Source organism: Lentzea sp. NPDC005914 (assembly GCF_040629405.1).
Lineage (GTDB): Bacteria > Actinomycetota > Actinomycetes > Mycobacteriales > Pseudonocardiaceae > Lentzea.
On record NZ_JBEXVQ010000019.1, the window covers coordinates 155941 to 179321 of the forward strand.

Here is a 23381-nt window from a genome sequence, read left to right on the forward strand (position 1 = left end):
CGACTGTGCCATCACCCGGAGTGCGACACGACCGTTTTCGACCTCAGCCCGACCAGGCTCACCGCCACCGCCCCCAGTGCCGCCACCACGGCAAACGCGTAGAACCCCCACGGATGCGCCAACCCGGCTGTGAGCAATGCCCCACCGAGCAACGGTCCGCTGATAGCGCCCAGCCGTCCAACGCCGGCCGCCCACCCGATGCCCGTGGCCCGGTTCTCCTCGTAAACCCGCCCGGCATAGGCGTAAACCAGCACCTGAGCGCTGAACACGAAGCACCCGGCCAGCAGCACCGCCACGTAAATGGTCTGCCCGGGCAACTTGATGCTCAGCAACGCCAAGAACAACACGGCACCCGCGAACCACCCGATCGCCGCCGGTCGAACCCCCACCCGGTCAGCAACCGCGCCCGCGATCAACAGCCCGATCACCGCGCCGATGTTGAGCGTCAGCAACAACGCCAGCGCCGTCCCCAGTTCGTACCCGGCGCTGCGCATGATCTGCGGCAGCCAGGTGTTGAGCCCGTACACCAGCAAAAGCCCCATGAACGAAGCCACCCAGAACGCCACGGTGGCCTTGCGCAGTCCTGGCTTGAACAACGAGCCGACCGCCTCCCGAGCAGGCGCCTTGCGCGCCACCGTCTCAGGCAAGTACTTGAGCATCAAGGGAATCAGCACCAACGCCGGCAGCGCGCCGGCCACGAACAAGGCCCGCCAGCCGAGGTCCGGAATCAGCACGATCCCCAGCAGCGCCGTGATGACGGCACCCACGTGATACCCGGTCATGATGAGCGTGGTGGCCCGCCCACCCCGCTGCGGCCGCGCCTCGTTCACCAGCGCGATGGCCGTCGGCAGACACCCGCCAAGCCCAAGCCCCGCAAGGAACCTGAGGATCCCGAACGTCGTCGCGTCCGGCGCCACCGCACAGGCCAGTGTGAACACCGAGAACCCGGCCACCGCGAAAATCATCACCTTGCGCCGCCCGATGACGTCGGTGATGGTCCCGATGATGAGCGCTCCCAGCATCATCCCGACCAGACCGGCCGTGGACACCGCACTCGCGGACGCGGTCGTGAGCAGCTTCTCCTGCAGCAGCACGGGAATCACCGTGCCGAGCACGACCAGATCGAACCCGTCGAGCAGCACTGCGGCCCAACACAGTGGTAACACCCATTTGTTCACGCGCTCTCCTCCTCGCTGAGGGCCTGGCCGGGATGCCGTGAATCCTGTGACGACGGCCGGGCAACGGCGAGAGCGGTTTCCACTGAACGGAAACCCGGCTGGGATCGACAGCCTCGGGGGCGCGTCCGGCGAGAGGCCGGCGCACGCGGGGTGTGCCTCTGGAAGCCACTTGTCCTAGGGGCGCCTGTCCCCACGACCCAAGCCACACGGCCGGCGGTCATCCTCGCCGCCACAACAGCCCCAGAACACCCAAAGGGCCGCCCCTCCACAATGGAGGAACGGCCCTGAAGGAACAACCAGATCTAGCTCAGTTGCCGGCCAGCTTCTTGGCGTTGGCCTCGACGTCGTCCAACCCGCCGCAGGAGAAGAACGCCTGCTCCGGGAAGTGGTCGAACTCGCCCTTGCACACGCGGTCGAACGCCTCGATCGTGTCCTTGATCGGCACGAACGAACCGGGCTGACCCGTGAACTTCTCGGCCACGATGAAGTTCTGGCCGAGGAAGCGCTCGAGACGACGCGCGCGACCGACGAGGACCTTGTCCTCCTCGGACAGCTCGTCCATACCGAGGATGGCGATGATGTCCTGCAGCTCCTTGTACTTCTGCAGGATTCGCTTCACCTCCTGGGCGACCCGGTAGTGCTCCTCGCCGACGATCGACGGCTCGAGGATTCGAGACGACGACGACAGCGGGTCGACGGCCGGGTAGATGCCCTTCTGGGAGATCGGACGGGAAAGCTCCGTCGTCGCGTCCAGGTGGGCGAAGGTCGTCGCCGGGGCGGGGTCGGTGTAGTCGTCCGCGGGCACGTAGATGGCCTGCAGCGAGGTGATCGACTTACCGCGCGTCGAGGTGATGCGCTCCTGGAGCTCACCCATCTCGTCGGCCAGCGTCGGCTGGTAACCCACGGCGGAAGGCATGCGGCCCAGCAGGGTCGACACCTCGGAACCCGCCTGGGTGAACCGGAAGATGTTGTCGATGAAGAGCAGCACGTCCTGGTTCTGCACGTCGCGGAAGTACTCCGCCATCGTGAGAGCGGACAGCGCGACGCGCATACGCGTGCCGGGCGGCTCGTCCATCTGACCGAAGACGAGAGCGGTGTCCCCGAGAACACCCATCTCTTCCATCTCGAGCAGCAGGTCGGTGCCCTCACGGGTGCGCTCGCCGACGCCGGCGAACACCGACGTACCGGAGAACTCGCGGGCAATACGCGTGATCATCTCCTGGATGAGCACGGTCTTGCCGACACCCGCGCCGCCGAACAGGCCGATCTTGCCGCCCTTGACGTACGGGGTGAGCAGGTCGATGACCTTGATGCCGGTCTCGAGGATCTCGGTCTTGCCCTCGAGCTGGTCGAAGGCGGGCGCCTTGCGGTGGATGCCCCACTGCTCGCCGTCGCGGCCGAGGCCGGGCGAGTCGAGGCAGTCACCGAGGGCGTTGAAGACGTGGCCCTTGACGACGTCGCCGACCGGCACCGAGATCGCGGCACCGGTGTCGGTGACGGTGGCGCCGCGGACGAGACCGTCGGTCGGCTGCATCGAGATGCAGCGGACCAGGTTGTCGCCGAGGTGCTGCGCGACCTCGAGGGTCAGCGTCTTGGCGACCGCCTCGAAGGTGATCTCCGTGTGGCAAGCGTTGAACAGCTCCGGCACGGCGTCGCGCGGGAACTCCACGTCGACGACCGCACCAATCACCCGGACCACACGGCCGGTGCGGGTGGTGGTGGCAGTAGCACTCATGTCACTCATCACTTCCTGCGCCACCGGTAAGCGCGGAGGCGCCACCGACGATCTCGCTGATCTCCTGGGTGATCTGGGCCTGTCGGGCCGAGTTCGCCGCCCGGCTGAGGTTCCGGACCAGTTCCGTCGCGTTGTCCGTCGCGGCCTTCATGGCCGTCCGGCGAGCCGCCGACTCCGAAGCCGCAGCCTCCAGCATGGCGGAGAACAGCCTGGTCTTCACGTACTTGGGCAGCATCGCACCGAGCAACGCCTCGGCGCTGGGCTCGAAGTCGTACACCGCGCGGGGGCCCTTGGGAGCCTCACCGGTGTACTCGACGTCCATCGGCGCGATCCGCCTGGCGGTCGGCGTCTGGCTCAGCATGGACTTGAACTCCGTGTACACGACGTGGATCTCGTCCACGCCCTGCGCACCGTTCTCCGTGCCCTCCAGGAACGCCTCGACCAGCGCGTCACCGGCTTCGACGGCGTTGATGTAGTTCGGGGTCTGGGAGAACCCGCTCCACGAGGCGGTGACCTCGCGGCGCCGGAACGTGTAGTACCCGATCGCCTTGCGGCCGGTCACGTACAGCACCGGCTCCTTGCCCTCGGACTTGAGCAGCTGGATCAGCTGCTCAGCGGCCTTGAGGACGTTGGCGTTGTAGCCACCGCACATGCCCTTGTCGCTGGTCACGACGAGGATGGCGGCGCGCTTCGGGTTCGGGCGTTCCGTCAGCAGCGGGTGGTCGAGGTTCGCCGAGGCCTCGGCCAACGCGGAGAGCACGTTAGTGATCTCGTCCGCGTAGGGGCGCGAGGCCGCGACCCTGGTCTGCGCCTTGGCGAGGCGAGACGTGGCGATGAGCTCGTAGGCCTTCGTGATCTTCTTGGTCGAGTTGACCGTGCGGATCCGCTGGCGGAGCTCCCGAATCTGTGCGCCCATGGCTCAGATCACTTCTTGGTGGGCTCGGGCTTGTGGACCTTCACCGATTCCTGGGCGACCTTGTCGGCGTCCATCGCCTTCTCGGGCGCCTCGTTGACGATCGTCGTGCCGTCAGAAGCGGTGAACTGCTTCTTGAACTCGTTCAGGGCGGCGACGACGCGCGTCTGGGCGTCCTCGGGGAACTTCTTGGTCTCGATGATGCTGCCCAGCAGGTCCGCGTGGTTGCGGCGCAGCGAGTCCTTGAAGTCCGCGACGAAGCGGCGGATGTCGGCGACGGGAACGTCGTCCAGGTGGCCCTTGGTCGCGGCGAAGATCTCGACGACCTGCTCCTCGACGGGGACCGGGGAGTACTGGCCCTGCTTGAGCAGCTCGACCAGACGGGCACCGCGGTCCAGCTGGGCGCGCGATGCGGCGTCGAGGTCGGACGCGAACGCGGAGAAGGCCTCCAGCTCGCGGAACTGCGACAGGTCCAGACGCAGCGAGCCCGCGACGTCCTTCATCGCCTTGATCTGCGCGGCACCACCGACGCGGGACACGGAGATACCCACGTTGACGGCCGGGCGGACACCGGCGTTGAACAGGTCGGACTCGAGGAAGCACTGACCGTCGGTGATCGAGATGACGTTGGTCGGGATGTACGCCGACACGTCGTTCGCCTTGGTCTCGATGATCGGGAGACCCGTCATCGAACCGCCGCCGAGCTCGTCCGACAGCTTCGCGCAACGCTCGAGGAGACGCGAGTGCAAGTAGAAGACGTCGCCGGGGTAGGCCTCGCGGCCCGGCGGGCGGCGCAGCAGCAGCGAGATCGCGCGGTACGCCTCGGCCTGCTTGGTCAGGTCGTCGAAGATGATCAGGACGTGCTTGCCCTGGTACATCCAGTGCTGGCCGATGGCGGAGCCGGTGTACGGCGCCAGCCACTTGAAGCCGGCCGAGTCAGAAGCGGGGGCGGCGACGATCGTCGTGTACTCGAGTGCGCCCGCCTCCTCCAGCGCGGTCTTGACGCCCGCGATGGTGGAGCCCTTCTGGCCGATGGCGACGTAGACGCAGCGGACCTGCTGCTTCGGGTCGCCCGACTCCCAGGCCTTCTTCTGGTTGATGATCGTGTCGATGCAGACCGCGGTCTTGCCGGTCTTGCGGTCGCCGATGATCAGCTGACGCTGGCCGCGGCCGATCGGGGTCATCGCGTCGATGGCCTTGATGCCGGTCTGCATCGGCTCGGACACCGGCTGACGCTGCAGCACGGAGGCCGCCTGCAGCTCCAGGGCGCGGGTGTCGTCCGCGACGATGTCACCGAGGCCGTCGATCGGCTGGCCCAGCGGGTTGACGACGCGACCGAGGAAGCCGTCGCCGACCGGCACGGACAGGACCTTGCCCGTCCGGCGGACCTCCTGGCCCTCTTCGATCTTGTCGAAGTCACCGAGGATGACCGCACCGATGTTGCGGACCTCGAGGTTCAGGGCGACGCCGAGGACGCCGCCGGGGAACTCGAGCAGCTCGTTCGTCATCGTGCCCGGAAGGCCCTCGACGATGGCGATGCCGTCGTAGGTCTCGGCGACGGTACCGACCTCTTCCCGGCTGACCTCCGGGGAGTAGCTCGAGACGTACTTCTCGATCGCACTGCGGATCTCGTCCGACGAGATCGTCAGCTCCGCCATGTCGTTCCTGCTCTCACTTCTTCGTTCTTGGGAAAGGGCTCGGGGGCTAGCTGGCGAGATTGCGGCGCAATGCCGCCAACCGGCCGGCGATGCTTCCGTCGATGATCTCGTCGCCGATCTTGATCGTGAGACCGCCGGCCAGGGCCGGGTCGACCTCGACGTGCAGCGCGATCGGGCGCGAGTAGATCGTGGTCAGCGTCGCGGTCAAGCGGTCGACCTGCTCCGCGGTCAGCGCCACGGCGGACCGGACGTGCGCGACAGAACGCTGACGGCGCTTGGCCGCCAGGTCCGCGAGCTCGCCGAGACCGTTCGCGACGCGAAGGCCGCGCGGGTGGCGGACCAGCTGGTCGACCAGCGTCTTGGTGACCGGGCTGACCTTTCCCTCGATGAGGGTGTCGACCAGCGCGACCTTGCCGTCGACGGCACCGGCGGGATCCGCCAGCAGGAGCTCGAGCTCGTGCGAACCCGCCACGATGCGGCCGAGCCGGAACAGCTCGTCCTCCACCGAGTCGAGCTGGCCGTCGCGCTCGGCACGCACCAGCAGCGTGGTGCGGGCGAGCGACTCGACACCGTCCACGAGCTCACGCGGGCTGGACCAGCGCGCGGTCACGACGGCGACCAGCACCTGCAGCGTCGCGTCGCTCACCTTGCCCGCGAACAGGCCGCGGACGAGCTGTTCACGACCGGCGGGCTCCGACGAGGCGTCGGCGGCCGCGCGGCGCAGCGAGGGCTGCTCGATCAGCAGGCCCAGCACGGCGAAGAGCTCGTCGCCCAGCTTGGCGAGCTCGTCCGTGGACGTGGTGGCGTCGGCCAGCTCCAGCAGCCGCAGTTCCGCGGCTGCCAGAGCTTCACGACTAGCAGCATGCAACGTCATCGGCTGCCTCTACTTGCTCGCCGGCGCCGCGACGGCGTCCAGCTCGTTGAGGAAGCGGTCGACGGTGCCACGGCGGCGGGCCTCGTCCTCCAGGGACTCGCCCACGACCTTGCTCGCCAGCTCGACGGCGGTGCGGCCGAGGTCGGCACGCAGCTCGGCGACGATCTGGGCGCGCTGCGCGTCCAGCTGGTGCTGGCCCTGCGCGACGATGCGGGCGGACTCCGCCTGCGCCTGCTCGCGCAGCTCCTCGATGATCTGCAGGCCCTCGGCCCGCGCGTCGTCGCGGATGCGCGCGGCCTCGGCGCGAGCCTCGGCCAGCTGCTCCTTGTACTGCTCGAGAGTGCGCTGAGCCTCGGCCTGAGCCTGCTCCGCCTTCTCGATGCCACCCTCGATCTTGGCCGTCCGCTCCGCGTACAGCGCCTCGAACCTCGGCGACACGAACTTCTTGATGACGAAGAAGAGGAGCAGGAACGCGACGAGACCGAGAATGACCTCAGCCAGCTGCGGAACAACCGGGTTGTGCGGTGCTTCCGCGGCCAGGATCAGGGTGCGGTACACGACGTCTCCTAACGCGTTGAAGGGTTAGGTCAGCCGGCGGTCGCGATGAAGTACACGACGAAGCCGATCAGCGCGAGGACCTCGACGATGGCGAAGGTGGTCCACGCGAGACCGAGCAGCACGCCGCGGGCCTCGGGCTGGCGGGCGGTGCCGCTGATGACCGAGGAGAAGATCAGACCGACACCGATGCCGGGGCCGATGGCCGCGAGGCCGTAACCGATGGCCGCAAGACCCGGGTTGATGTTGGCGGCGTCCTGGGCGATCTGGAGAGCGCTCACTGTTGCTGTTCCCTTTCCAACTCGGTCCGCGAGTTTTCGCGGATCGGAGGCTTTGTGCTGTTTCTCAGTGCTCTTCTGCCAGCGCCATGCCGATGTAGCTGGCAGACAGCAGCGCGAAGATGTAGGCCTGCAGGCACATGATCAGTGCCTCCAGGAAGGTCAACGCGAGGGCGAAGGCGAAGGACACCGGCGCCACGATGACGGTCAGACCGCCGTTCAGCAGCAGGAACTCACCAGCCAGGGTGAACACCAGCAGCAGCAGGTGACCCGCGAACATGGCGGCGAAAACTCGGATCGCCAGCGTGAGCGGGTTCAGGATGAACTTCTGGAAGAACTCGATCGGGATCAGCAGCGGGAGCACGAACCACGGCGCGCCCGGCGGAACCGTCTGGTGCTTCAAGTAGCCCACAAAGCCGTGCCGCTTGAACCCGACGAAGTGGTACACCGGGTAAACGACGAGCAACGAAACGGCGAGCGGGAAGCCGATGTGCGACATCGTGGGGAACTGGATGATCGGGATGAGCCCGAACAGGTTGTTCACCAGGACGAAGCAGAAGATCGTGAGGATCAGCGGGATGAACGGCTTGAAGTCCTTCGCGCCGATCTGCTCCCTGGTGATGTTGTTGCGCCCGAAGTCGTAAACCGACTCGGCGGCGAACTGGAACTTGCCGGGGATGAGCTTCAGGTTGCGGCTGGCCGCGATGAAGAAGGCGCCGATGATCAGGATCGAGAGCACCAGCAGGACCATCGGCTTGGTGACCTCGCCGAAGATCGGCGGGAGGAAGAAGTCCTTCACACCAGGGGCGACGAACTTGTCCCCCGAAGCCAGCACCACGTCGGTCACTGTGTTCCTTCCGGTTCTCCCGGCCGGCGTTCACTCCGCCGGGGGAATCGTCACGATCTGGACTTAACGTACCTTACGGTTCGCAAGCGACTACCAGAGGCACCCCTGCTATCGGGTGTCCCTGGTCTGCGCGGACCATATCAGCAGGTCTCAGGCGCCTTCGGAGGCGGGGACCACCATCTGACTACGGCTGCGCTTGGAAGCTCTCGCCTCCAGGAAAGACGTCACCAGCACCGTCGCCACCAGGGTGATTCCCAGTGCCTTGGGTTCCAGCCACGACTGGTTGCGCAGCAAGATCACCGCAGCCAGCAGCACGATCAACTTGCCCATGAATCCACCAAGTGCGGCGACCATCACGAACATCGGATCGAGTGCCGCCGTCTTGCGCATCAACAACAGCGTCACGAGGCTCGAAGCGATGGCGATCGCACCACCGATCAATGATCCGTTGAGACCAGCGGTCCCCCAGATCACAGTTGACACGACGACGCCGAGGACAAACGTGCCGAGTGCGGCCCAGGCGGCCGCGCGGAACATTTCCCCGGCGAGCCGCTGGATCGTCAGCTCGTGCGTGACGGCCTTGTCCGCGTCGCTCATGTCCCGAAGTGTAGGAACTCGCCCACTTGCGCTTGCGAGCGGGGCTGAGTTAACGGCGGTTAAGCGGACCCAAACAAGATGAACGCCGTTTACGGCTTGCGGGTGTCCCTGAGCCGTGGAATCACCGAGACCACGAACGTCACGATCAGCCCGATGACGAAGCACGTGGCCACGATGATCGGGTCGAACAACGTGAGCGCCACGGCACCGAACGCGAGCACTCCGGCCCACAAGTAGATGAGCAGCACCGCGCGCCGCTGCGAGTGGCCGATCTCCAGCAGCCGGTGGTGCAGGTGCATCTTGTCCGGCGAGAACGGGCTTTCACCTCGCCGGGTACGCCGGATGATCGCCATCAGCAGGTCGAGCAGCGGCACGAACAGCACGGCGGCGACGACGATCAGCGGCGAGAGCAGACCGAGCAGGTCCGCGGCGCTGCCGGTGGCCTGGTTGATCTTGCCGGACGCGCTGGTCGTGGCGGCGGCGAGCATGAGGCCGATGAGCATCGAGCCCGAGTCGCCCATGAAGATGCGCGCGGGGTTGAAGTTGTGCGGCAGGAAGCCCAGGCACGCGCCGGCGAGCGCGGCGGCGATCAGCGCGGGCGGGTAGGCCTCGACCGCGCCCTGCCGTTCGACGAGCAGGCCGATCGAGAACGCACAGGTGGCCGCGGCGGCGATGAGCCCGATGCCCGCGGCCAGGCCGTCGAGGCCGTCGACGAAGTTCATCGCGTTGATCATCGTGACCGCGAGCAGCACGGTCAGCAGGGCGCCCTGGTTCTGGTCGAGGCTGATGGTCGCGCCGCCGTCCCACGGCACCCAGGCGACCATCCACTGCAGACCGAACAGCACGAGGATGCCCGCCGCCGTGACCTGGCCCGCGAGCTTGGTGAGCGAGTCGAGCTCGAACCTGTCGTCGATCGCGCCCACGAGCACGATGACGCCGCCCGCGACGATGACGCCCCACGGGTCGTTGGAGAAGTCGAACGCCGCCCGCAGCACCGGCAGTTGGTGCGCCACGAACATGCCGCACAGCACGCCGCCGTAGATGGCGACACCACCCATGCGCGGCATCGGCTGCACGTGCACGTCGCGTTGCCGCGGGTAGGCGACCGCCCCGAGCTTGAACGCCATCGCGCGCACCAGACCGACGAGCAGGAACGTCACGACGGCGGCGATCAGCGCGACGAGCAGGTACTCGCGCACGGGAAGGACGAACGAGGATGCGGGCCCCACGGGCCTACCAATCAATCGGGGGTGTTCGGGGTGCTCGCCACGGTACCCGCGGCGACATGATCAATTCTGACAGCCGCTGCTCAGCGCGCGACGTCGACCTCGATGCCGAGCACCTCGTTGACCTGTTCCTTGGACACCGCGCCTTCCCGGAGGATCAGCGCGTCCGGCCCCGTGAGATCCACGATGGTCGAGGCGATGTTCTCCCCGCTCAGCCCACCGTCGAGGTACACCGGCACCGCGTCCCCGAGCTGGTCGCGCGCCTCCTGCGCACTGGCAGCGGGCGCGTGCCCGGTCTTGTTGGCGCTGGACACGGCCATGGGCCCGACATCTCGGAGGAGTTCGAGGGCAACGGGGTGCAACGGCATGCGCAGCATCACCGTGCCGCGCGTCTGCCCGAGATCCCAGGCCAGGCTGGGCGCGTGCGGCAACACGATGCTGAGCCCCCCGGGCCAGAACGCCTCGATGAGCGCCCGAGCCTGCCGGGGCACGCTGAGAACCAGCCCGTCGATCGTGGTCCAGGACCCGACCAGCACCGGGACGGGCATGTCGGGCCCGCGCCCTTTGGCGTCGAGAAGACTCCGGACGGCTTCGGCGTCGAACGCGTCGCAGCCGATCCCGTAAACGGTGTCGGTGGGAAGGACGACAAGGCGCCCACTTCGCACCGCACCAGCCGCGGCGGCGAGACCCGCCGCGCGGTTGCTCGGTTCGCTGCAGTCGTAGACCGTGCTCACCTCGGTGAGCCTAGCCAGCCGCCCGGACCGGCCGTCGTATGGCCTGCCCTAAGCACTCAGCGCCGCACTCAGCTCGCCCCAACGCGGGCGTGCGTGACACCAAGCACCCTCAGGACCTGCGCTTTCCTTCTCACTTAGTGCATTCGAGACGTCCCTGACCAGGCACAGTTTTAGCCCAAACAGGGTTAAGTAGTTCAACGCATCCCCCGAACGGGCGCACCACTGTAAGGTCATATGCCGACCACAGAGCGCAATCGGGGAGGGTCGAGCTTCTGTGTCCGAAGAAGTGGTGACGAGCGGCAAGGTGGGGGCCCTGTCAGGCGGCTCCTGGGACGGCATTTTCGGGGGCGGCCTCAGCGCGATCGTCAACGCGGCCAAGTCCGTCGCCGTGGCAGTCGAGACCCAGGCGCTGTCGGTGGATCCGCACCTGGTCGACTCAATGATCAAGAAGCTCACCGAGATGAAGGACGCCCTCGACGAGGTCGGCCGCGACGCGCACAACCTCAGCGCGGACGCCAAGCTCGGTGGCGGCTATGCCGAACAGATCAGTCAGGGCAACAGAACGCTTGGCCGAGCGGCACAGCAAACGCTCAAGGACGTCTCGAAGGCGATCGACGATCTCAAGGTCCAGATCGAGAAGAGCCGCGCGTCCTACAAGGCCGTTGACCAGGCTCATGCCGACTCAATCAAGAAACTCGACGGGAAGTAATGAAGCGCATCCTCATTGCCGTGACAGTCGGCCTCGTGGCACTCAGCGCCGGCTGCACAGGCACCTCAGGAAACGCCAACCCGACGCCGAGCGGTGGCTCCACTCCGACCAGCAACGCCGACCAGGGCTCCGGTTTGAAGGACGCCAAGCCGTGCGACCTGCTCTCCGAGAGCGAGGTCACCGGTCTTGGCCTCAAGTACCCCGGCAAGGCGAAGCAGGTGGGAACCGCGAACAGCTGCGACTGGGCCGTCAGCGGCAACGGCGGGCTTCAGGTCGGGATCCGCACCGACTCGGGCGTCAAGGACCTGAACCTCGACGGCGACAAGATCACGCAGACCAAGGTCGGCAAGTACGCCGCGACCAAGGTCGAAGCGCAGGACGGCGCCAAGAACAACTGCACCTTCGCCATTGCGGTCAGCGAGTCGTCGTCAGTGCTCGTGATCGGAAACCTGACCTCCACCTCCGAGGACACCGCGGCCGCCTGTGAACGATCTTCGAAAGCGGCCGACCTGATCGCGCCGAAACTGCCGTAACGAAATCCGAGGGGGGATCTCATGGCGCCCGTCAAACCCGCCGTTCCGCACCCGAACGCGAACTACCCAGGCCAGCCGCATGAAGAGATGAAGAAGCTGGTCACCGAGAAGTACGACCCGAACGCGGCGAACCAGGTGATCGACGGCTGGGGCCAGTTCGGCACCAAGTTCAAGGAGCTGGCCACCGACTTCAGCATCCTCGTCAACGGGTCGCAGGCGGGGTGGACGGGCAAGGCCGCGGAGGCGGTCCGGGGAGCGCTCGGCAAGGTGGGGACGTTCGCCGACACCACCGGTGAGGGGTTCACCCGCACCTCGGCTGCCATCGCGCAGCAGCGGGACGCGGCGGTTCAGGCGAACAAGAGCATGCCCGAACCGGTCGACTTCAACCCCCTCGGCATCGCGAAGAAGTGGGCGGGCGCCTCCATCATCTTCCCGCCGGCGATGGTCGCCTCGCCCGTCGAGATGTTCATGAAGCACAACGAGCAGCAAGAGGCCAAGGCCGAGGCTGTCCAGGTCATGCAGACCCGTGACAACACGATGATGTCGGCCGCGATGTCCATGCCCACGATGGAGTCCACTCCGCAGGTCACGAACGACCAGGGCGTCACGCAGCCGAGCAGCACCACGCACTCGCAGAGCCTCAGCAACGTCAACACCAACCAGAGGTTCAGCAACAGCACCGGCATGCCCAACGTGCCCACGACGACGCCGCCCGGCTCCAACAACGGCACCACGAATCCGTCCTGGGTCGCTCCGCCGACGAATCAGCCGACGATCCCGCCGGGCAACACCCCGCCCGGCGGCGGCCAGAACCGGCCTCCGTTCACCCCTCCCGGCATGCTGCCTCCCGGCATGCGCCCGCCCGGTGGCGGTCAGCCCGGAAGGCCTGGCCAGGGCGGTCCCGGCATGGGACGCGGACCTGGTGGCGGTGGCGCCGGTGGTGGCCGCGGCATGGGTCCTGGCGGCATGGGCGGCGCGGCCGGTCGCGCTGCGGGCAGTTTCGGCCCCGCCAACCCCGGCGGCAACGCTGGTGTCATGGGCAACGGCCCTGGCGGTGCGGGCGCCGGCGCGGGCGCGGGCTCGGCAGGTCGCGCAGGTGCGGCTGGCGCGGGTGCCGGTGGCGCCGGTGCGGGTGCCGGCAAGGGCGGCGGCGAGGAGGACAAGGAGCACAAGTCGAACTACCTCATCCCCACCGATGAGTTCTTCGACGACGATCGCATGGTCGCGCCGCCGGTGATCGGCGGATGAGGCAGATCGCCCAACTCTCCCTGCCCGCGTTCGAGGTTCTCTGGGAGGACCTGCGGGCGGGGAACATTCCCTACCCCTTCGCCGTGAGCCAGCACGGCGAAACGCTCGACGAGCGCGCCCGCATCAAGGCGGCCGTGCACCAGGACCTCGAACGCAAGGGGCTCGCTCGGCGCGGCAGGCCGGAGCCGGACCTCGAGGACGCGCTGAACCTGTTGGCGCGCCCCGAACTCCGCGTCATCGCGCTCTGCATGCCGGACATGAGCCAGGAGAAGGTCGTCCGCGCCAGCGTGGTGGCGCGCGGCGGCTACGCGGTGCTGGTGACCCAGGAGGCCACCAACATCACGCTGAACCTGGTGCAGCCCAACGAGATCGCGACGAGCCTGGCCAACGCCATGCCGCACAACAGACCAGGCCCCGGCAAGCTCGTCACCGTGCCCGCCCAGGCCTTCGAAAGCCAGCAGCAACAAGAAGGCTTCCGGCAGGCGGTCCGCACGATGGAGAGCGACGACGTCCGCATCGCCAAGCAGATGCTGACCGGCCCCGCCATCGGCAACGGCCACTTCCTCGTCCAAATGGGACAGGGCCGCACCAGGCGCGACTTCCCGCCCGTCACGTGGATCGACACGAAGCAGGGCCGCTACACCAACGTCGAGACGCGCAGCGGCTGGTTCACCATCAGCCCCGCCGACAACATGGGCCTGGCACGACACCTGGGACAGGTGCTGGCGATGACGAGCGAGCGATGAACCCGGAGCAGATGATCGCGGACCTCGAGTCCAAGGCGCAGCAGCTCTAGCAGCGCGTGGCACCCCAACGCGCCTTGCAGCATGGACGGCGGCTACCAGGTCAAACTGGGCGCGGATGTCATCCGTGAAACCACGAAGCAGGACGAGCTGCAGGAACAAGGCATCCCCGGACGACCAGAAGAAGGCGTTCGACCGACAACAGGGCTACCTCGACCTGTGACCTCAGCGGATGATCAGCCACGCCGCACCACCAGGATGCGCTGGGCAGTGTCGCTGGCGATGGCACTCGGCTGTGCGACTGCGGCACCGCTCCTGGCGATGCAGGAAGATCTGACGGCGCTCCTCGCCATCGCGATCGCCCTGGCCTGCGGAGCTGCCGCCTGGTTCGCGACCGCACGGCTGCGACCGTGGAGCAGCACATCCGCATGGGCGCTGCTCGTTGTCGTCGCAATCGCGTTCGTGTCCTCGGTGGGGATGAAGTCCCTCTGGCTTTCCGCTTACGGCGAGACGGCAGACGGCTGCCTGGTGACCGAGCGCTCCGAGCACACTTCCCGCCGCTCGCCGAGCACCTACACCAACGAACTGAGCTGCGGCTCGCGGCAGATCCACTACCGCCCGAGCCCTGGTTACACGAGCAAGCAAGTCGGAGAGCGGATCGACCTCGTCATCGACCGCACAGGCCTCGCCGGCTACGCCGAACCCAGCACGATCAAGCCGATGATCAGCGCCTTCGTCGGCGTCGCAGGGCTGGCGGGACTGGGGTTCATCGCCGTGGTGCTCTGGTGGCCCGCGAAGAAGCCGAAGAAGCGGCCGAACAGGTCCAAGCTGCGGCGCGGCTTCCTCTAGATCGGCGCACACGCGGTCACGCGCGAGGCGGCGGATCCTCGAGCGCGTGACCGCGTGCCCTCCCCAACATCAGAACCTACGACCGTTTGGCCCCAATGTGACCGAACGTCAGGTTATTGGCCAGGATTTGGCCACTCTCTGCCTGTGACACCACGACGCGCGGGCTCCGCGGCGTCCGAGGAGTGCGTCATCTGCCGTCGTTCGGCGCATTGACAATTCGCGGTTCGGCCACCTCTGTTCAATTCCGAACTCGAACGACTATTGTGCCATCAAACAGAGACAAAGGCATTGGAATGCGTGTTCACCCAGTCCCTGACCAGCACAAACGCCAAGTGCTCGATTCAATGACAGAAAGTGGACAGGTCAATGTCAAATCCCGCGCCAACGAAGGGGAACGTTTCCTCGGCGTTAAGCGACGGCACGCGCTGCCCCTGCGCAGCCGTGCATCGCGGCGCGGGCTCCGGGTGGCGAGTTCGGCCCATTCCGCGGCTGCCCGGCGGCGACGCCGGCACGGGGTTCTTCTCCAGGTACGGGCCGCAGCCCGCACCGGCCGTCAGGGCGCGGTCCGGACGGCTGGAGCGGTTCGCGCGAGCGGAGCGGCGCGGCTGGCTGCGCGCGCACGGGCCGCCATGGCTCGGCGCGACCGGGCTGCTCGCCGGGCCTTGCAGGCTCACCAGAGGGCTGTCCGGGAGCAGGTTCTGCGGCGGGTTCGGGCCGGCGAGGGTCGCGATCATCGGGGTCGTGGCCGGCGACATCATCAGCACGGGCGGGGGAAGCTCATGAGAGACGTCCACATCGGACACATCAAGGACGTTGCGGCGGTGCTGCGGCTTCTCGACGAGTTGCGCGAGGACCTCATCGACGCCAAGGCGCCCACGTCGACCATCGAGGCGGTTGACGATCTGCGGGTCGAGGCGCGGAAACCCAAGCCCAGCAAGGAAGTCACCGATCTGCTGATGGAGAGGCTGGCCGATCGGGGGCTTGGCGAGCAGATGAAGGAACTGGCGAAAGCCTTCGGCGCGCTGTACTAGGAGACCTTGCGGGCGGTCGCGAACCTTGGCCGCCCCGCCAGATCGGCGTGGTCGGCGACGTCGGTGAGCACTCGGCGCGCTGAGAGCAGAGCCGGCACGGATTCGCCCTGCGTGTCGTCGTGCTCGATTCCGACCGCGCCGCCGGGCTTGAGCCAGCGCGCGGCGGCTGAGACGACGTGCCGGATCACGTCCAGGCCGTCCGCGCCCGAGAACACCGCGTGATGCGGGTCGTGCTCGCCGACCTCGGGCTGCACCGGAGTTCCCTCTGGCACGTAAGGCGGATTGCAGACCACGAGGTCCACCTGACCGTCCAGATCGGACAGCAGCCACGGCGACGTGGCGTCACCCGAGTGCAGACGGATCGGGGTGTCACCGGCGGCGATCCGCGCTTCGGCGTTGCGGCGCGTCCACGCAAGCGCTTGCGGGTCGATCTCGACCGCGTGCACCACGGCGTCCGGACGAGCGGCGGCGATCGCGAGGGCCAGCGCGCCCGTTCCCGTGCACAGGTCCACCACAACGGGCGAAGCCACGCCTACCAGGGACTTCAGGCCCCACTCCATCAGCAGCTCGGTCTCCGGCCGCGGCACGAACACCCCTGGGCCGACCTCGACCGAGATCGCTCCCATCGGCGCCCAGCCGAGGATGTGCTGCAACGGAATCCGCGACGCCCGCACCCGGACGAGCTTGTGCAGCTGGTCGATCACCGACGGATCGACCAGCGGAATGAGCGGCAGCCGCCCGCGTTCCACCCCGAGCACGTGCGCGGCCAGGTACTCCGCGTCGACGCGGGGGCTGTCCACGCCCGCCTCTTCGAGGATCTTGGCCGCCTCGGAGATCGCGAGGCGGAGCGGCTGCCGGTTCATCATCGAAAGGAGAGGTTATCTCAGAAGTTGATCATGTGCCCGGCCAGGCCGTGCACAGCTTCCTTGACGGCCTCGGACAGCGTCGGGTGCGCGTGGACGTTGCGCGCCACCTCGTGGACGGTGAGGTCCCACTGCTGCGCCAAAGTCAGCTCGGGCAACAGCTCGGTGGCCTCGGGGCCGATGATGTGGCCGCCGAGCAGCTCGCCGTGCTTGCCGTCGCTGATCAGCTTCACGAAACCGCCGAAGTCGCCGAGGCCGTGCGCCTTGCCGTTCGCGGTGAACGGGAACTTCGCGACCTGGACGTCGAAGCCCTTCTCACGGGCCTGCGCCTCGGTGTAGCCGAACGACGCGATCTGCGGCTGGCAGAACGTCGCCCGCGGGATCATCACGTAGTCGAGCTCCATGGTCTCGGCACCCGCGATCGTCTCGGACGCGATGATGCCCATGGACTCGGCGGCGTGCGCGAGCATCAGCTTCGCGGTCACGTCACCGATGGCGAAGATGTGCGGCACGGACGTGCGGCAGCGCTCGTCGATGTCGATGGCGCCGCGCTCGGTCAGCTTCACGCCGGTGTTCTCGAGGCCGTAGCCGTCGACCCGCGGCACGAAACCGATGGCCTGCAACACCTTGTCGGCCTCGAGGACCTCGGTGGCGCCATCCTTCGACACCGAGACGCGGACGCGAGGGCCCGACTCGTCGATCGAGTCGACGCGGGTGCCGACGCGCACGTCGATGCCGAGCTTCTTGTAGCGCTTGAGCAGTTCGGCGGAGACCTCGGCGTCCTCCAGCGGCACCATGCGGTCGAGGAACTCGACGATGGTGACCTTCACGCCGTAGTTGTGCATGACGTAGGCGAACTCGACGCCGATCGCGCCCGCACCGGCGATGATGATCGACTCGGGGAGCTCCTCGGTCATGATCTGCTCTTCGTAGGTCACGACGCGGTCGGACTTCTGCGTGTTCGGCAGCATCCGGGTCGTGGCGCCCACGGCGATGATCGCGTGGCCGAAGGTGATCGTCTCGTCCCCGACGGTCAGCGTGTGGTCGTCGGTGAAGTTGGCCCACCCGTTGTACTCGGTGATGCCGTTCTTCTTCATGAGGAAGTGCACGCCCTTGACGCGCCCGTCCGCGACCTTGCGGCTGCGCTGCCACGCGGCGCCGTAGTCGAAGCTCACGGTGCCGTCGACCTTGATGCCGAACGTCTTCTGCTCGTGCGTGAAGATGTGCGCCAGCTCAGCGTTGCGCAGCAGGGCCTTCGACGGGATGCAGCCGACGTTCAGGCAGACGCCGCCCCAGTACTTCTCCTCGACGATGGCGGTCTTCAGCCCGAGCTGAGCCGCACGGATCGCGGCGACGTACCCGCCGGGACCCGCACCCACGACCACGACATCAAAGTGTGCGCTCATAAGCACACCCTAGGTCCCGAGCTGCTCCTGCAAGAACTCAACCGTCCGTTTCCAGGCGTTCTCTTGAGCGTGCGCCGTGGCGTGCGGAACACCACCACTCGAGAAGGTGACACCGGACCCCGGATAGGTCACGTCGGTCAGCGGCCGGTACGGCGGGGCCGCGATCAGGTGTCCTGCCTCGGGATACACGACGTGCTCGAACGGGAACGGGTGGTCGTGATCCTTCAACCGCCGCATCGCGACCTCGCTCAGCTCGGTCGAAGGCCACCCGTCGTCGTGCCCGGACGAGATGAGCAACACACCGCCGACGATGTTCTCGACGCGGATCTCGGTGTCCTCGGGGATGCCGTCGGACGTGTCGAACGCGAGCCGCAACGGCACCGGCTCGTCGTTGACGATCTTCGACCGCAGCTCTTCGCTCACGTAGTAGGGCAGGTACGGCAACGGCTCGCCCTTGAACGTCCACGACGCCGCGTCGTGCTGGAGGATCTGCAACAGGTTCGCGCCCGGCCCGATGCCCTGGGTCACCACCCCGCTGCCCACGAGGCTGACCACGGCCCTGACCTGCGGGAACGTCGCGCCGATCAGCAACGCCAGCTCGCCGCCGCGCGAGCCGCCGACGACACCGATCTCGCCGGAGCGTTCAGCGAGGTACTCGATCGCGGTGCCGAAGTACTCCAGAGGGACGTCCACGAGGTGCTCCGGCAGGCCCTTCATGCCGAAGTAGCCGAGCGCGAACGCCACGAACCCGTGCGCGGCCAGCAACGCCGCGTCCGACTCGTGCAGACCGCCCTCTGACCCGCCGAGCACGATCACGCCCGGCAGCTCGCCTGCGTCGGCCTCAGGCGCGAACAGCGTGCCCACGAGCCCGTTCTCCCGGACCTCGACGCGCTCGACGCCCTCGGGAACGGTCAGCCGCCGCAGCTCGATCTCCCCGGCGCCCTCGGCCGACAGGCACATCGGGCCCGGTTTGCCACCGGTGCGTTCGAGTGACCAGAACAACCCCATCGGGTCGACACCACGATAGGTGCCCTCGTTCGGGGCGTGCCGGGTGAGATCCACCACCCCGCGCTCATCAGCGGTGAAGACACCGTGGGACGCGCGGTCGCCTGTGGACAGTTGAACGGTGATCTCGTCGCCGGGAGGAAGCCCCACGACGACGATGTCGACCGGTTGGTCGAGGGGCGCTATCTGTGGGTTCACCAGGATCTCGGCCACAACGCGCCCCTCTCACGTCGGATTACCCGCCTGCGAGCCGTTCTGCCCGGTCGGCGGCGGCCAGAGCGTCCACCACCGCGTCCAGGTCACCGTCGAGCACCTGGTCCAGGTTATGCGCTTTGTACCCAACCCGGTGATCAGAAATTCGCGATTCGGGGAAGTTGTAGGTCCTCACCCGTTCACTCCGGTCGACGGTCCGGATCTGGGTGCGACGCGCGTCACTCTGCTCCTGCGCCTTCTGCTCCTCGGCGAGAGCCACCAGCCGGCTCTGGAGGACCTGCATGGCGCGGGCCTTGTTCTGCAACTGGCTGCGCTCGTTCTGGCAGGACGTGACGATCCCGGTGGGAAGGTGCGTGATGCGGACCGCGGAGTCGGTGGTGTTGACCGACTGCCCGCCCTTGCCCGACGACCGGTAGACGTCGATGCGCAGGTCCTTCTCGTCGATCTCGACCTCGGCGGTCTCCTCGGTCTCCGGGAAGACGAGAACGCCGGCCGCGGACGTGTGGATGCGGCCCTGGGACTCGGTGACGGGCACGCGCTGCACGCGGTGCACGCCGCCCTCCCACTTCAGCCGGCTCCACACCCCGTCCGGCACCGCGCTCTTGGTCTTGATGGACACCGTGACGTCCTTGAACCCGCCCAGGTCGGAGTCGGTGCCGTCGAGCATCTCGACCTTCCAGCCCTGACGCTCGGCGTACCGCGTGTACATCCGCAGCAGATCACCGGCGAACAGCGCGGACTCCTCGCCGCCCTCACCGGACTTGATCTCCAGCAACACGTCGTCGCCGTCGTGCGGGTCGCGCGGCAGCAGAAGCTCCGTGAGCTTCTCCTCCAGCTTGGGGAGCTGCTCCTCGAGCTGCTCGACCTCTTCCTGGAACGACCTGTCCTCGGCCGCGAGCTCCTTGGCTGCTCCGAGGTCGCTCTTGACCTGTTCGATCTCCCGCGCCGTCTGCACGATCGGCCCGAGCTGCGCGTACCGCTTGCCGAGCTTGCGCGCGCCCGCCTGGTCCGCGTGCACGCTGGGATCGGCGAGCTTCTTCTCGAGCTCGTCGTACTCGGCGAGCAGGCTGTCCAGCGACTGCGACACGGTGTTCGGCTCCTTCGGTAGGCGTGCAGACGGCAAACGGCGCCTGCCTCGGCACATTTGCCGAGGTCAGGCGCCGTTGAAGCAGCTACTTGTTGCGCTTGCCGTAACGCGCCTCGAAGCGCGCGACGCGACCGCCGGTGTCCAGGATGCGCTGCTTGCCCGTGTAGAACGGGTGGCAGTTCGAGCACATCTCGACGCGAACCTCGGACGCCGACGTGGTGCTGCGCGTGGTGAAGGCGTTGCCGCAGCTGCACGTCACCTCGGTGACGGTGTACTCCGGGTGGATTCCAGTCTTCAAGATCTTGTCCCTTTCAAGGATGGCCGCCGGGTCCCAGTTGGTGAACGGGTGAACCGGAGCCGGACTCGACCATTTAGTTTGCCAGACGCTTCAACACCAGCAAAAACGCGGTTGTTCCCGAGGGCGTCGCAGCAGGTCGCGGGTGGCCGAAGTCACAACCGCTCACCGGCGCTGATAGGCCGTTCGGCGCAAGGTGTTGCCGTTCGGCCACATACGGCTCCGTGTTGTTGGTGAGCTTCCATCACACTGTGTGCCGTGTTCTGCACTGCCGAGCGGCCCATGAGCCAGCGCCTGTGGCTGGCCGTGCCGTTCCTCTTCTCCTTTGCCGTGTTCGGCCTGATGGGGTCGGCAGGGCTGATCACTGCGTCCTGGACGACGGTGCCGCTGTCGCCGTTCGTGTGCGGGGCCGGAGTGGCGGTGGCCGCGGCCATGTCGAGCGGCGTGCGCTGGAGGCGTCCGTGGCAGCGGATCTGGCTGCGGTGGCCGTACCTCGCAGCGGTGCTGGCGTTCGGGGTGCTGGTCGGTGCGGTGGAGGTTCCCGCGCTGGTCACCACGGTGGTCGGGCTGCCGGTGCTGCTGGGGCTGGTGTTCCAGTGCCTGGTCCAGAACGACGAGAGCCAGCCGGCCTCGGACTGCCGCTGACACACCCACCAAACTCGGCATTCGAGTGACGAGATGCGAAAAGACCCCCGGTGACCAGCACCGGGGGTCTTTTCACGTGAAACTTGCGCGGCCGATCAGTCCTGCTCGGCGCCCGGCGTCGTCTTCGCCACCTGCATCAGGAACTCGATGTTGGTGCGGGACTTGCGGAGGCGGTCGAGCAGCAGGTCGATGGCCTGCTGGCCGTCCAGCGCGTGCAGCACGCGGCGGAGCTTGTGCGTGACCGCCATCTCGTCCGGCGAGAGCAGCAGCTCTTCCTTACGAGTGCCCGAGCTGTCGACGTCGACGGCCGGGAACGTGCGCTTGTCTGCGATCTTGCGGTCGAGCTTGAGCTCGGCGTTACCCGTGCCCTTGAACTCTTCGAAGATCACCGAGTCACCGGCGGAACCGGTCTCCACCAGCGCCGTCGCGATGACGGTCAGCGAGCCGCCGCCCTCGATGTTGCGGGCGGCACCGAGGAAGCGCTTCGGCGGGTAGAGCGCCGTCGAGTCGACACCACCGGACAAGATGCGGCCGGAGGCCGGGGCTGCCAGGTTGTAGGCGCGGCCCAGGCGGGTGATCGAGTCGAGCAGCACGACCACGTCGTGGCCCATTTCCACCAGTCGCTTCGCACGCTCGATGGCGAGCTCCGAGATGGTGGTGTGGTCCGACGGCGGCCGGTCGAAGGTCGAGGCGATGACTTCGCCCTTCACCGAACGCTGCATGTCGGTGACCTCTTCAGGACGCTCGTCCACCAGCACCACCATGAGGTGGCACTCGGGGTTGTTCGTCGTGATCGCGTTCGCGATCGACTGCAGCACCGAGGTCTTGCCGGCCTTCGGAGGCGACACGACCAGCGCGCGCTGGCCCTTGCCGATCGGCATCACCAGGTCGATGACACGCGTGGTGAGGATGTGCGGCTCGGTCTCCAGGCGCAGACGCTCGTTCGGGTAGAGCGGCGTCAGCTTGGTGAAGTCCGGGCGGTTGCGCGCCTCTTCCGGGTCCAGGCCGTTGATCTTGTCGACGCGGACCAGCGGGTTGAACTTCTGGCGCTGCTGCTCACCGTCGCGCGGCTGGCGGACGGCACCGGTCAGGGCGTCGCCACGGCGCAGGCCGTACTTGCGGACCAGCGACAACGAGACGTAGACGTCGTTCGAGCCGGCCAGGTAGCCCGACGTGCGGACGAACGCGTAGTTCTCCAGCACGTCCAGGATGCCCGCCACGGGGAGCAGGACGTCGTCGTCGCGGACCTCGGTCTCGCGGTCCGGACGTTCGCCGCCCTCGCCACGGCCACCGCGGCGGCGACGGTCGCGGAACCGGCCACGACGGCCATCGCCGTCGTCGTCGCTCTGCGGGCCGCCACCCTGGCGGTCGTTGCGGTCGCCACGGTCACCGCGGTCGCGGTTGCGGTCACGGCCGCCCCGGTCACCGCGGTCGCCGCGCTCGTTGCGGTCGCCACGGTCCTGGCGCTCCGGACGCTCGGACCGGTCCTGGCGTTCGCCCCGGTCCTGGCGTTCGGCACGCTCAGGGCGCTCGCCGCGGTCGGAACGGTCAGACCGCTCGCCGCGGTCGGGACGCTCAGACCGTTCAGGACGCTCAGCGCGCTCGGACCGCTCAGGACGCTGCTGCTCCTGCTGCTGGCCCTCGCCCGCCTCGGCGTTCCCGCCTCCACGACCGGAACGGCGGCGACGGTTTCCGCGGCGCCCACCGTCCTCGGAGGAGCGGCCCGCGTCGTCGGCAGCGCCGGACTCGGCGGCGGCGGCAGGCTTCTCCGCTACCTCGAGCTGCTGCTGAACAGGCTTTTCGGCGATCTTCTCGACCACCTTGACCGCCGGCTTCTCGGCCGGAGCCTTCGCAACGGCCTTCTCGGCTTTCGCGGGCTTCTCAGCTTTCGCAGGGGCGCCGGAGCCCTGCTTCTCCTTGATGGCCGCGATCAGGTCGCCCTTGCGCAGACCTGCGGTTCCGGTGATGCCCATTTGGCCGGCGAGCTCGCGCAGTTCAGCGAGCACCATGCCGGACAGACCCGCGCGGCGGCGCGGCGTCGTGCCGTTCGAAGGGGTGGACAGAGCGGTCTCCTCGGCTCCAGAACCAGAAGCAGCTGCGACATCGCTGCTCAGCAAATCGGTGTTGCTCACACATGTCCTTCCTGACCAGGCCCCGCC

25 protein-coding genes are annotated in these 23381 nt (G+C 67.5%); 8 read left to right on the forward strand and 17 right to left on the reverse strand.

Annotation, left to right across the window (positions count from 1 at the left end):
- Positions 1-11 precede the first annotated feature (11 nt).
- From ABZ345_RS26555 to ABZ345_RS26605, 11 genes are all read right to left on the reverse strand, one after another.
- On the reverse strand, positions 12-1178 hold the full coding sequence (locus tag ABZ345_RS26555; protein ID WP_359854070.1) for an aromatic acid/H+ symport family MFS transporter: 1167 nt from the start codon (positions 1176-1178) through the stop codon (positions 12-14).
- Between the two features lie 307 nt (positions 1179-1485).
- Positions 1486-2922, reverse strand: coding sequence for a F0F1 ATP synthase subunit beta (gene atpD / locus ABZ345_RS26560; RefSeq protein ID WP_231114590.1), 1437 nt, complete (start codon positions 2920-2922; stop codon positions 1486-1488).
- The gene (locus ABZ345_RS26565) at positions 2915-3829 is read right to left on the reverse strand and encodes a F0F1 ATP synthase subunit gamma (protein ID WP_359854073.1); all 915 of its coding nucleotides are present in this window, start codon (positions 3827-3829) and stop codon (positions 2915-2917) included. Before ABZ345_RS26565 ends, atpD begins: the two co-directional genes overlap by 8 nt.
- An 8-nt stretch (positions 3830-3837) precedes the next feature.
- On the reverse strand, positions 3838-5484 hold the full coding sequence (gene atpA, locus ABZ345_RS26570) for a F0F1 ATP synthase subunit alpha (RefSeq protein WP_359854075.1): 1647 nt from the start codon (positions 5482-5484) through the stop codon (positions 3838-3840).
- Positions 5485-5530: 46 nt separating this feature from the next.
- Positions 5531-6358, reverse strand: coding sequence for a F0F1 ATP synthase subunit delta (locus tag ABZ345_RS26575; RefSeq protein WP_359854076.1), 828 nt, complete (start codon positions 6356-6358; stop codon positions 5531-5533).
- Between the two features lie 9 nt (positions 6359-6367).
- Positions 6368-6916: a F0F1 ATP synthase subunit B gene (locus tag ABZ345_RS26580; RefSeq protein ID WP_359854078.1), complete on the reverse strand. Its 549-nt coding sequence runs from the start codon at positions 6914-6916 to the stop codon at positions 6368-6370.
- A gap of 29 nt (positions 6917-6945) precedes the next feature.
- On the reverse strand, positions 6946-7194 hold the full coding sequence (locus ABZ345_RS26585) for an ATP F0F1 synthase subunit C (RefSeq protein WP_359854080.1): 249 nt from the start codon (positions 7192-7194) through the stop codon (positions 6946-6948).
- Positions 7195-7258: 64 nt separating this feature from the next.
- Positions 7259-8038, reverse strand: a complete 780-nt coding sequence (gene atpB, locus ABZ345_RS26590) for a F0F1 ATP synthase subunit A (RefSeq protein WP_359854083.1) — start codon at positions 8036-8038, stop codon at positions 7259-7261.
- A gap of 150 nt (positions 8039-8188) precedes the next feature.
- Positions 8189-8635 (reverse strand): hypothetical protein, encoded by a 447-nt coding sequence (locus ABZ345_RS26595; RefSeq protein ID WP_359854086.1) that lies wholly within the window; start codon positions 8633-8635, stop codon positions 8189-8191.
- 89 nt (positions 8636-8724) lie between these two features.
- A complete protein-coding gene (locus ABZ345_RS26600) occupies positions 8725-9864 on the reverse strand; it encodes an MraY family glycosyltransferase (RefSeq protein ID WP_359854089.1) in 1140 nt (379 codons plus the stop codon).
- A gap of 80 nt (positions 9865-9944) precedes the next feature.
- A complete protein-coding gene (locus tag ABZ345_RS26605) occupies positions 9945-10595 on the reverse strand; it encodes an L-threonylcarbamoyladenylate synthase (RefSeq protein WP_359854092.1) in 651 nt (216 codons plus the stop codon).
- 274 nt (positions 10596-10869) lie between these two features.
- Here ABZ345_RS26605 and ABZ345_RS26610 point away from each other — a divergent pair, with 274 nt between their 5' ends.
- From ABZ345_RS26610 to ABZ345_RS26640, 7 genes are all read left to right on the forward strand, one after another.
- A complete protein-coding gene (locus ABZ345_RS26610) occupies positions 10870-11304 on the forward strand; it encodes a hypothetical protein (protein ID WP_359854094.1) in 435 nt (144 codons plus the stop codon).
- 20 nt (positions 11305-11324) lie between these two features.
- Positions 11325-11837 carry a DUF3558 domain-containing protein gene (locus ABZ345_RS26615; protein ID WP_359854097.1) on the forward strand — a complete coding sequence of 171 codons (513 nt, stop codon included), beginning with the start codon at positions 11325-11327 and terminating at the stop codon, positions 11835-11837.
- Between the two features lie 21 nt (positions 11838-11858).
- A complete protein-coding gene (locus ABZ345_RS26620; RefSeq protein WP_359854100.1) occupies positions 11859-13085 on the forward strand; it encodes a hypothetical protein in 1227 nt (408 codons plus the stop codon).
- Positions 13082-13831 carry an ESX secretion-associated protein EspG gene (locus tag ABZ345_RS26625; protein ID WP_359854103.1) on the forward strand — a complete coding sequence of 250 codons (750 nt, stop codon included), beginning with the start codon at positions 13082-13084 and terminating at the stop codon, positions 13829-13831. Before ABZ345_RS26620 ends, ABZ345_RS26625 begins: the two co-directional genes overlap by 4 nt.
- A 216-nt stretch (positions 13832-14047) precedes the next feature.
- The gene (locus ABZ345_RS26630; RefSeq protein ID WP_359854105.1) at positions 14048-14677 is read left to right on the forward strand and encodes a hypothetical protein; all 630 of its coding nucleotides are present in this window, start codon (positions 14048-14050) and stop codon (positions 14675-14677) included.
- 441 nt (positions 14678-15118) lie between these two features.
- Positions 15119-15460, forward strand: a complete 342-nt coding sequence (locus ABZ345_RS26635) for a hypothetical protein (protein WP_359854108.1) — start codon at positions 15119-15121, stop codon at positions 15458-15460.
- Positions 15457-15708 carry a hypothetical protein gene (locus ABZ345_RS26640; RefSeq protein ID WP_359854111.1) on the forward strand — a complete coding sequence of 84 codons (252 nt, stop codon included), beginning with the start codon at positions 15457-15459 and terminating at the stop codon, positions 15706-15708. The genes ABZ345_RS26635 and ABZ345_RS26640 overlap by 4 nt, the downstream gene beginning before the upstream one ends.
- On the opposite strand, the gene prmC is transcribed toward ABZ345_RS26640, so the two are convergent.
- From prmC to rpmE, 5 genes are all read right to left on the reverse strand, one after another.
- A complete protein-coding gene (prmC, locus tag ABZ345_RS26645) occupies positions 15705-16571 on the reverse strand; it encodes a peptide chain release factor N(5)-glutamine methyltransferase (RefSeq protein WP_359854114.1) in 867 nt (288 codons plus the stop codon). The genes ABZ345_RS26640 and prmC overlap by 4 nt on opposite strands.
- A 20-nt stretch (positions 16572-16591) precedes the next feature.
- Positions 16592-17977 (reverse strand): dihydrolipoyl dehydrogenase, encoded by a 1386-nt coding sequence (gene lpdA, locus ABZ345_RS26650; RefSeq protein ID WP_359854117.1) that lies wholly within the window; start codon positions 17975-17977, stop codon positions 16592-16594.
- A gap of 9 nt (positions 17978-17986) precedes the next feature.
- Positions 17987-19195, reverse strand: coding sequence for an acyl-CoA thioester hydrolase/BAAT C-terminal domain-containing protein (locus ABZ345_RS26655; RefSeq protein ID WP_359854120.1), 1209 nt, complete (start codon positions 19193-19195; stop codon positions 17987-17989).
- A gap of 22 nt (positions 19196-19217) precedes the next feature.
- Positions 19218-20282 carry a peptide chain release factor 1 gene (gene prfA / locus ABZ345_RS26660; protein ID WP_359854123.1) on the reverse strand — a complete coding sequence of 355 codons (1065 nt, stop codon included), beginning with the start codon at positions 20280-20282 and terminating at the stop codon, positions 19218-19220.
- 85 nt (positions 20283-20367) lie between these two features.
- Positions 20368-20580 (reverse strand): 50S ribosomal protein L31, encoded by a 213-nt coding sequence (gene rpmE / locus ABZ345_RS26665; protein ID WP_086664588.1) that lies wholly within the window; start codon positions 20578-20580, stop codon positions 20368-20370.
- Between the two features lie 279 nt (positions 20581-20859).
- Between rpmE and ABZ345_RS26670 the strand changes: the two genes are divergently transcribed.
- Positions 20860-21222, forward strand: a complete 363-nt coding sequence (locus tag ABZ345_RS26670; protein ID WP_359854126.1) for a hypothetical protein — start codon at positions 20860-20862, stop codon at positions 21220-21222.
- 95 nt (positions 21223-21317) lie between these two features.
- Here the strand turns inward: ABZ345_RS26670 and rho are convergent, their stop codons facing one another.
- Positions 21318-23354 (reverse strand): transcription termination factor Rho, encoded by a 2037-nt coding sequence (gene rho, locus ABZ345_RS26675; protein WP_359854129.1) that lies wholly within the window; start codon positions 23352-23354, stop codon positions 21318-21320.
- Positions 23355-23381: the final 27 nt, after the last annotated feature.